Consider the following 8,852-nt stretch of genomic DNA (forward strand, 5'->3'; position numbering starts at 1 on the left):
GGGAGAGGGGACTACTCCCCCGTTGTTCCCGGTCCCGGATCGCCGGAGCCGGTGTTGTGGTCCGGCGCGACGAGGCAATCGTGCACCTCCGGCGGGAGGTTTTCGAACCAGCTTCGCTCGGCTCCCGGTTCGGGCAGAGCGCGGCCGAATTCGACCATGTCGCCGTGGAAAAGCTCATTCAGATACACCCACACCGCCGCTGAGGGGATGTGCAGCGCTCGGGTGAGGAGATCGGTGATTCCGGCCGCGATGCGTTTATTGCGATCACCCGTCCGCTTGCTGCGAATGTGCCCATACACCCACACCCCGTGGGCGGGAGCCGATTGTCCGCCGATGAAATGATCGTCCGGATCGAGAGTGTGAAATACGCACTGAATCAACGCGATCGGAGCTCCGGTGACTTCGTGGTGGATCCGCGCAATCCCCGCGGCGAGCTGTGCCTTGGCGGCGGAGTCGACCTGACCTCGATGGTTGTAGCACTCGTACGTCGGCACGGTGGTTTCCTCTCTAGTTGTCCGGGCTCGCCTGCTTGGCGACGGCAATGAACGCTGCCAGCTCGGCGGCAATGTCCGGACCTGTTGGCTGGTAGATGATTTCGGTGACACCGCCTCGTTCGATCGCCACCAGGCGGCGGGCGAGTTCATCGGCGGTGCCGGTCAGTGTGGTGGCGGGTATCGCGGCCCAGCTGCCGGCCTCCCAGGCCGCCCGATCTGCCTCACTGAAGCCGACCAGGTGCTGGTCGAAAATGACGAAATGGCGGTCGGCCTCGGGCACTTGGTTGATGGCGTCGAGCCACACTCTGCCCGCGGGCATCGCAGTGAGATCTCCGCCGAATTCGTAGGCCGAATGGTAGGCAAGCGCATTTCCGGGGCCGGCCGCCGCGGCGACGCGTGGGGAGTCCAGGGCCTCCCCGGGATCGAGGACCGTTCCGTGCGCGGGCATGCTGACCCAGGTGAAGTCCTCGGCGGAGCCGGTATCACCCTTGGTGAACAGGCCGTCGCCCAATTCCTTTGCCACACCGAGCCCCTTGGGGCCGTACGCCGAGATCAGTACCGGCACGTCGATCGGTCTACGAGGCGCGTGGCCCTCGGGATGCAACATCCGCATACGGTGTCCGTTCCAGTCGACGGTTTCGCCGCGTAGCAAGGCCCGGAATGTTCTCACGTAATCGGTCAGATACGTCCACGTCGCGGCCTTGGCTCCGATCGCCCTGGCGCCGGAGTGACCCGTACCGAACGCCACCGCCACCCGCCCCGGCGCCATCGCCGACAGCCCTGCCGCCCCCGCGACGTTGACCATCGGGTGCCGCAGCGCCGGTACGAGGACGGCGGGCCCGAGCCCGATGCGCTCGGTTCGCGCGGCCGCCAACGCCAGCATCATCCATACATCCGGTCCCTGATGCGGCGCGTCATGCAGCCAGGCGCGGTCATAACCGAGTTGTTCGGCAACGGCGATATGCGCTGGTGAATCCAGAGACGTCGCAAAATGCGCGGAGATCTTCACTGCGGTTTCACCACTTCCACCACGATCTCGTCGGCCTGCGGCTGCGTCTGCAGCAACGACATCGTCTCGGCGACATAGGAATTCAGCGGCATCAGCGTGTCGGGGTCGAGACCCAGCCCGTCCGCGAGTTCGGTCTGCACCCGCGGCGGGACTATTTCGATCACCTGAACCGCGGTGTCGCGCAACTGAAAACGCAGGGACTGCGTGTAGGAATGCAGCGCGGCCTTGGTCGCGCAATATGTCGGCATGCTGGCGTTCGGCGCGAACGCCAGCCCGGACGTGACATTGAGAATCGCGGCGCGCGGCCGGCTCACCAATGCGGGCAACAACGCCGAGGTCAGCCGGATCGGCCCGAGTAGATTCACCTCCACGATCGCCTGTGCCCTCGCGGTGTCACCGGTGGTCAGGTCCTCGACGTGCGAGACACCGGCGTTGTTGATCACGACGTCGAGGTCCGGAAAGCGGTCGGTCAGCTCGACGGTGAATCGCCGGATGTCATCGGAGTCACCCTGATCCAACTGCAGATACTGCATTCCCGGGTTCGCGCTCACGACGGCCTGCAACGGCGCTCGCCGTCGCCCCGCGATGACTACCCGATTGCCCAATCGGTGTAGCGCCGTGGCCAAACCTCGGCCGATTCCAGTGCCACCGCCGGTCACCAGGATCGTGTTGCCCGTCAACTGCATGACATCGTCCTTTTGTAGACGCTTACGTTCACTATCGCTGTCAGCGTATGCCCGGAGAATAGGGAACGCAAGCGGCTACTATTGTCGAATGTCGAACAAGAGTGGAGTCACGCGCAGTCGCCGGCGCGGCGAAGAGCTCGAGCACGCCCTGTATGCCGCAACACTGGCGGAGCTGACGGACGTCGGGTATGGCCGACTCGCCATGGAGGCGATCGCGGCACGCGCCCAGACCGGCAAGGCGGCCCTGTATCGGCGCTGGCCCACCAAACAGGCGCTGGTGCTGGCCGCCTTGCTTCATGCACTGCCCCCACTCCCCGAGCCGCGGGCCGAGCGCTCGAGCCGACAGAACCTGCTGTCCGTGCTCATCGCGATCGGCGACGTCATGGCGGGCAGAACGACGTTTCCGGGGCTGGATATCCTCGGCCAAGTCCTGCGCGAGCCTGAACTGCGAGCCATATATGCCGAGAAGTTGATCGCCCCACGGATACGGGTGATCGACGCCATCCTGCGGGACGCCGAAGCCAACGGCGAGTTCGACGCGAGCACCCTCCCGCCGCTGACCGCACGCATCGGACCGGCGCTGATCATCCAGCAGGTGCTACTCACCGGCGCGCCGCCGACGCGGCGAGAACTCAGCGAGATCGTCGACGCCCTACTCCCCGAATCGTCACCGACATCCTCGAGCGGCGACTCCCATTAGCGCTTCGTCGTATCGGTCGCGGTTGAGTCCGCGCCCGCGGTGTGACTACGGTGCCATTGCCGGGGTCAGGTGTGTGCCAAGCAGCGCCGGCGTTCAACGCGGTTAGGGTGGTCCGGTGGATGTGGACTGGCCGGAGCTGCGCAAACAAGCCTTCCTCGAGGAGGATGCGGCGGTGCTGGCGCTGAACAAGCCCGCCGGGATCTCGGTGACGGGAGAGCGGCACGATACCGATATCGTGCGGCTGGCCGCCGAGCACGGCGAGACGCTGTATCCGGTGCATCGGATCGATAAGGTCACCTCGGGGCTGGTGTTGCTGGCCAAGGAACTGGCCGCGCACGGAGAACTGACGCGGCAATTCAACAAGCGCACCGCCGAGAAGGCGTATCTGGCGGTCACCGCGTCCACCGGGCTGCCCGATTCCGGCGTCATCGAGTTGCCGCTGAGCGTGGGACGCAAGAACCGGGTGCGAATCGCCGCGCCGCGCGAGGCCATCGTTCGCGACGGTGATACCTGGTCCGTCGCGGAACGAGATCTGCTGGCAGGCAAGAACTATCCGTCGCGCACCGAGTTCACGACCGTGCTGCGCGGCGCGGAGCACACGGTGCTGGCGGTGCGGCCGATCACGGGACGTCGTCATCAGATTCGGGTGCACCTGGCCTGGATCGGGCATCCGATCGCCGGTGACCCGCTGTTCGACAAGTCCGGCGCCTACCAACGGACGCACCTGCATTCGTGGCGGCTGCGGCTCGACGCGTCGTGGCGCGACGGTGGCGAGCTCGCGCTGGAGGCCGCGCCCGGGCCGGATTTCTGGACGGTCGGCGGGACACAGCTCACGGACGATCCAGCGACCCTGCTCGACGGCGTCACCCAAGCGTGATTCGCCGGCAGCGCCGCGGATTCATACCTTTTCGCTATATTTGGTGGCGCGTCTCATGAAGACTTCATAGCAATCGGCAATCTACCCTGATGAGGTGCCGACCAGGCACGCTCGGGCGCAATGGCGCGATTCCCACGAGAAAGCGAACGCCGTGATTCTGTTGGCTCAGCTCAGCGACACCCACTTCAATCTGCAGGCGCGCAATACCGAACGTGTCGAACGCGTGATGGCCTATCTGGCCACGCTGCCGCGCAAGCCCGACGCGATCCTGGTCACCGGCGACATCACCGATTCGGGCAAGGCCGAACAGTACGAACAGGCCCTGGCGGCGCTGCGTTCGCCGGTCCCGCTGTGGGTGCTGCCGGGCAATCACGACGATCGCTCGAATCTGCGCGAGGTCGTGCTGGGCGAACCGGCCTCGGCCGAACCGATCAACCAGGCGATGCGCCTGGACGGTGTGACGGTGGCGCTGCTGGATTCGACGGTGCCCGGCGAGGGCGGCGGCGAACTGGACGACGACACGTTCGCCTGGTTGACCGATCTGCTGCGCGCGACCCCCGACAACGACGCGGTGCTCGTGGCGCTGCATCACCCGCCGATACCCATGCACAGCACGGTGTGCGATCCGATTCGCCTCGCCAACCCGACCTGGCTCGAGCAGATCGTCGCGGCGGACCACCGCATCCTCGGCGTGCTCGCCGGGCACACACATGCGATGGGAGTCAGCGTGTTCGGCGGCAAGCCGCTGATCGTCGCGCCCGGCATTTCCTCGGTGATCGGCGGCGCCTGGGAGGTCGGTGCGCCCGACGACTTCCCCGTCGATTACGCGGCGGACCCGGCGGTACTGCTGCACGCGGTGCAGGACGGGCGCCTCACGACCCTGCACCGCCCGGTCCCCATGGGCGGCAGCGTCGCCACGCTGTGATGCTCCCGCTTGTCGGTGGTAACGGCCAGACTGGGGCGGTGCGTGCGAGCAGGTTGCTGTCCATCGTGTTGCCGTCCATCGGTGCGGACCTGGGTGTGGGTACCGCGGCGGCCGGGCGACCGGTGACCGCATTCGCGCTGGCCTGCGCGGTCGGTGCACCGTTGGCGCCCGGCGAAACCTCGCCCGCCAGCCGAAGCCGCTCGTGACGGTGTCACGGGGCTACCTGCGCACCCGCTCGCGGCGGTAGGAGGCGGGGGTCGTGCCGGTCCAGCGCTTGAAGGCGAAGATGAACGTCGAGGCCTCCGCGTAGCCGAGGCGGATCGCGACGTCGCTGACCGAAAGCGGGGTGGCGGTGAGCATTTCCTCGGCCAGGGTGCGGCGCACCTCGTCCAGGAGGGCGCGATAGCTGGTGCCGGAGGCGTCGAGGTGGCGGCGCAGGGTTCGGGTGCTCATATTGAGGTCGCGGGCCACCGCATCGATGCCCAGCGGGGCGGCGTAGCCGTCGGCGCCGCCCCGGGGGACCAGGCATTCGCGCACCTGGGAGGCGATGCCGGTGCGGGCGCCGCGGCGGTGCACGAGCTCTCGGCACTGCGCCAGGCACATCGCCCAGGTGTGCTCGTTGGCCTGCGGTAGCGGCTGGTCCAGCAGCGCCGGGTCGAGCGAGAACAGATTCTGCGGTCGTCCGAAAAGCGGTCGCACGCCGACGATTTCGGCGAGGGCGCCCGCGTATTCCGGTTCCGGATAGTCGAATTCGGCCCGCAGCAGCGTGAGCGGACGGCCCAGCAGATCGCTCATCACCTGATGCATGGCCAGCACGTCGCGCTCGACCAGGAAGCGCCGCACGTCAGCAGGGACCAGCTCGTCGTGGACGTCGGCGACGAATTCGCCCGGTTCCGAGCGCACGACCGGCAGGCAGAAGGTGAAGCTCAGTTCCAGGTAACGCAGCGCGAAGGCGATCGCGTCGCCCAGGGTCGGGCTGCTGACGCAGGCGAAGCCGAAGATTCCGAAGGTGGTGATGTGATAGCGGCGGCCCACCTCCACGCCCATCGTGGGGCGTCGCCCGCCCAGGGCTCGCACCAGATTGCGGATCACGGTCAGCTCGGTGTGCGCGTCGATCTGGGCGTCGGGATCGGCCAGGATGCGTTCGGTGAGGGCGGTGCCGCGCAGCATCGCCACGGCCGGGACCCCGTGTTCGCGCGCGTAACCCACCATGAGCGCGACGCTCGCTACGCCCCGCGGGAAATCCCAGTCGCGAATTCCGGGATGCTGCACCGTTGCCATACGACGATTATGGCCGAATATCTCGATAATGCGGTCGGCGACTGCCTAGAGTGGAGTGAACACCCACGTCAGGAGATCGCTATGTCGACAACGACACCATCGGTCATCATCATAGGCGCCGGATTCGGCGGCCTCGGCATGGCAATGGAACTGCGGCGCAGCGGGTTCGACAACTTCACCATTCTGGAGCGGGCGACCGCGGCGGGCGGGGTATGGCGGGAGAACACCTATCCGGGCGCGGCGTGCGATGTGCCCTCGCCGCTGTATTCGTACTCCTACGCGCCGCGGGCGGACTGGCCGCACCGATTTTCGGGCGCCGAGGAGATCCGGAAGTATCTCGACGGGCTCGCGCAACGCCATCGGCTGCTGGAACGGATCCGATTCGGGGCCGAGGTCGCCGAGGCGGCCTTCGACGAGTCCGCCGGGGTCTGGACCGTGCGCACCGCCGAGGGTACGGAGTACTCCGCCGACGTACTGATCTGTGCCGTCGGTCAGCTCTCGCGGCCGCGGCTGCCCGATATTCCGGGGCGCGAGAGCTTCCGGGGTCCGTCGTTCCACTCGGCGCAGTGGGACCACTCGGCCGAGCTGTCGGGCCGGAGGGTCGCCGTTATCGGAACCGGCGCCAGCGCAATCCAATTCGTGCCCGCGATCGCCCCGAAGGTGGCGCGGCTGACGGTCTTCCAGCGCACCGCGCCCTGGGTGCTGCGCCGCACCGACCGGGAGTACCTGCCGATCCATCACGCGCTGTTCCGATACGTGCCGGGATTGCGTCTGGCGCAACGCCTCTGGGTGTGGTGCTTCCTGGAGTTCTTCGCCCTCGGGCTGGCCGATCTGCCGGTCCTGCGGCGCGTGCTCGCCCTGGCGTGCCGGAAGAGCCTGGAACACGACGTGGTCGATCCCGAGCTGCGCGCCAAGCTCACCCCGGACTATCCGGTGCTGTGCAAGCGGGTGCTGTTCTCCAACGAGTACTACCCGGCCCTGACCCTGCCCACCGTGGACGTCGAGACCACCCCGATCGATCGGATCGTGCCCGAGGGGGTCCGCACCGCCGACGGCGCGGTGCATCCCGCGGACGTGATCGTCTACGGCACCGGCTTCAAGGGCAGCGAATTCCTCTGGCCGATACGCATTCTCGGCCGCGGCGGCCGCGACCTCGCCGACGCCTGGTCCGGCGGCGCCCGCGCCTACCTGGGCATGACGGTCCCGCAATTCCCGAACATGTTCCTGCTCTACGGCCCCAACACCAATCTCGGCATCGGCTCGATCATCTACATGATCGAATGCCAGGCCCGCTACATCCGCAAGGCCCTGGGCTACCTGGCTACGCATCCGGGCCGTGCCCTGGAGGTGAAGCCCGGCGTCGCAAGGGATTTCGACGAGCACACCCAGCACCGGCTCGAACGCACACCGTGGACCGCCTGCTCCAGCTGGTACCGCAACGCCGCGGGGCGCATCACCAACAATTGGCCCGGCACGGTCACCGCCTACCGTTTGCGGACTCGCTCAGTGGATCTCGCGGACTACGAGCTGATCGACACGGCTTCCAGCTGACCCACGCGAGTCGGCCTGTCGTCGGATTGCGCTCTTCTTCGGTGCCTGGTGAATTGTTGTCCGACAAGGTATTCGGCCCCGCCGGGTTGATGCCCGGCCGACCGGTGTTGTGTACGAGCCGGCCGGGCGCTGAAACTTCGAGTTACCGATCGGCGGTCACCGGGACAACATTTCGCCGGGCGCCAGTTCGAGGGCGAGACGGTAGACCGCCGGCCGTGCGGTGAGATCGAGATCGTTCTGGATCCGGGTCGTCAGCTCGCGCCATTCCGGAGTGCTGAGGGCGCTGCCCAGGGCGGCGCCGCTGTCCCAGTCTCCGACATTGACGAAGACCGCCTCGTCCGTCGCACCGACCGCCTCGAACATGCGAGTTCGGCGGAAACCGGCAGCGGCCGCCATGTACTGGGCACTGTCGCGCCAGCGCTCCAGGAACAGGTCCCGCTGCGCGGCGGGTACGGACATCGTGTTGATCACTGTGACCGGGGCGTCGGTGTCGGGGACGGCCGGGTTGCTTGCGTTCGTCATATTGTCACCGTAAATGACAATCTCGCTAGATGTCAATCACCAATCGTGGCAATCCCGTTGAGTTGCTAGTGTGAGATCATGGTGAACCGGCCGCTGGACTCGCGTGGGGTCTTCCTGTTGTCGCAGATCGGTCATCACGTGGCCGACCGGTTCACCGAGCAGCTGGCACGACTGGATCTGAACCCGGCCCACTTCGCCGTCCTGGGCAACCTGGCCGCCGGGGATGGCCGCAGCCAGCAGGAACTCGCGGACCTACTACGGGTGCACCGCAACGCAATGGTCGGTCTGGTCGACGAGTTGGAGCAGCGCGCCCTGGTAACCCGGCGCCCCCACCCCGACGACCGTCGTGCCCACGCGGTCCACCTCACCGATCACGGACGAGAAGTGCTGAAGGCCATTCAATCCGAGGCCGACGCCCTGGAATCCGAAATCCTCGCTCCCCTGGACGAATCCGAACGAACGCTGCTCCTGCCCCTCCTCCAGCGCATCGCCGCCCACGCAAACCTCCCCGCCGGAATCCACCCCGGGTTGCAGCGCCGGCGGCGCGCCCGCCGGGAATCGCAGTGAGTTAGCCCTTGCCGCCGGTGTCGCGGTCCCGGAGTCGGCGCAGCGCGGCGGTGAGGGCCCCGGTGTGATCGCCGAGGGGTGCGAAGAATTCGCGGTCGCACTCCTCCACCGCATGGATGGCGCGATTCACCAGGGCCGCACCGGATTCGGTGGGCACCAGGGATCGGGCGCGGCGGTCGGTGGGGTGGTCGCGGCGCTCGAGCAGGCCCTTCTGCTCGAGCGCGCGCAGCACCTGGGAGG

Annotated in this window: 12 protein-coding genes; 6 read left to right on the forward strand and 6 right to left on the reverse strand. The window is 67.2% G+C overall.

The features are described from left to right. Nucleotides 1-11: 11 nt before the first annotated feature. The 3 genes from ABH933_RS18775 to ABH933_RS18785 are packed head-to-tail and all read right to left on the reverse strand — an operon-like array spanning nucleotide 12 to nucleotide 2,189. Nucleotides 12-494 carry a tautomerase family protein gene (locus ABH933_RS18775; protein WP_429420240.1) on the reverse strand — a complete coding sequence of 161 codons (483 nt, stop codon included), beginning with the start codon at nucleotides 492-494 and terminating at the stop codon, nucleotides 12-14. Between the two features lie 13 nt (nucleotides 495-507). Next, nucleotides 508-1,503, reverse strand: a complete 996-nt coding sequence (locus tag ABH933_RS18780) for an LLM class flavin-dependent oxidoreductase (protein WP_429420238.1) — start codon at nucleotides 1,501-1,503, stop codon at nucleotides 508-510. Beyond that, complete coding sequence (locus ABH933_RS18785) at nucleotides 1,500-2,189, reverse strand: SDR family oxidoreductase (protein ID WP_429420236.1); 690 nt, start codon at nucleotides 2,187-2,189, stop codon at nucleotides 1,500-1,502. Before ABH933_RS18785 ends, ABH933_RS18780 begins: the two co-directional genes overlap by 4 nt. An 88-nt stretch (nucleotides 2,190-2,277) precedes the next feature. Between ABH933_RS18785 and ABH933_RS18790 the strand changes: the two genes are divergently transcribed. From ABH933_RS18790 to ABH933_RS18805, 4 genes are all read left to right on the forward strand, one after another. Further along, nucleotides 2,278-2,889, forward strand: coding sequence for a TetR/AcrR family transcriptional regulator (locus ABH933_RS18790; protein ID WP_429420234.1), 612 nt, complete (start codon nucleotides 2,278-2,280; stop codon nucleotides 2,887-2,889). 115 nt (nucleotides 2,890-3,004) lie between these two features. Continuing rightward, nucleotides 3,005-3,766 carry an RluA family pseudouridine synthase gene (locus ABH933_RS18795; protein ID WP_429420232.1) on the forward strand — a complete coding sequence of 254 codons (762 nt, stop codon included), beginning with the start codon at nucleotides 3,005-3,007 and terminating at the stop codon, nucleotides 3,764-3,766. Between the two features lie 94 nt (nucleotides 3,767-3,860). Next, on the forward strand, nucleotides 3,861-4,691 hold the full coding sequence (locus ABH933_RS18800; RefSeq protein ID WP_429420229.1) for a metallophosphoesterase: 831 nt from the start codon (nucleotides 3,861-3,863) through the stop codon (nucleotides 4,689-4,691). Nucleotides 4,692-4,729: 38 nt separating this feature from the next. Further along, complete coding sequence (locus tag ABH933_RS18805) at nucleotides 4,730-4,897, forward strand: hypothetical protein (protein ID WP_429420226.1); 168 nt, start codon at nucleotides 4,730-4,732, stop codon at nucleotides 4,895-4,897. 13 nt (nucleotides 4,898-4,910) lie between these two features. Here ABH933_RS18805 and ABH933_RS18810 read toward each other — a convergent pair whose 3' ends face one another. Further along, nucleotides 4,911-5,972: an AraC family transcriptional regulator gene (locus tag ABH933_RS18810; RefSeq protein ID WP_429420223.1), complete on the reverse strand. Its 1,062-nt coding sequence runs from the start codon at nucleotides 5,970-5,972 to the stop codon at nucleotides 4,911-4,913. Between the two features lie 81 nt (nucleotides 5,973-6,053). Here ABH933_RS18810 and ABH933_RS18815 point away from each other — a divergent pair, with 81 nt between their 5' ends. Then, nucleotides 6,054-7,523, forward strand: coding sequence for a flavin-containing monooxygenase (locus tag ABH933_RS18815; protein ID WP_429420221.1), 1,470 nt, complete (start codon nucleotides 6,054-6,056; stop codon nucleotides 7,521-7,523). Nucleotides 7,524-7,679: 156 nt separating this feature from the next. Here the strand turns inward: ABH933_RS18815 and ABH933_RS18820 are convergent, their stop codons facing one another. After that, nucleotides 7,680-8,045 (reverse strand): antibiotic biosynthesis monooxygenase family protein, encoded by a 366-nt coding sequence (locus tag ABH933_RS18820; protein ID WP_429420220.1) that lies wholly within the window; start codon nucleotides 8,043-8,045, stop codon nucleotides 7,680-7,682. 78 nt (nucleotides 8,046-8,123) lie between these two features. Here ABH933_RS18820 and ABH933_RS18825 point away from each other — a divergent pair, with 78 nt between their 5' ends. Further along, nucleotides 8,124-8,612 carry a MarR family winged helix-turn-helix transcriptional regulator gene (locus ABH933_RS18825; protein ID WP_429420218.1) on the forward strand — a complete coding sequence of 163 codons (489 nt, stop codon included), beginning with the start codon at nucleotides 8,124-8,126 and terminating at the stop codon, nucleotides 8,610-8,612. Between the two features lies 1 nt (nucleotide 8,613). On the opposite strand, the gene ABH933_RS18830 is transcribed toward ABH933_RS18825, so the two are convergent. After that, the coding region (locus ABH933_RS18830) for a MarR family transcriptional regulator (protein ID WP_429420216.1) at nucleotides 8,614-8,852 on the reverse strand (239 nt) is incomplete at its 5' end.

This window comes from Nocardia sp. GP40 (genome assembly GCF_050434125.1).
Lineage (GTDB): Bacteria > Actinomycetota > Actinomycetes > Mycobacteriales > Mycobacteriaceae > Nocardia > Nocardia albiluteola.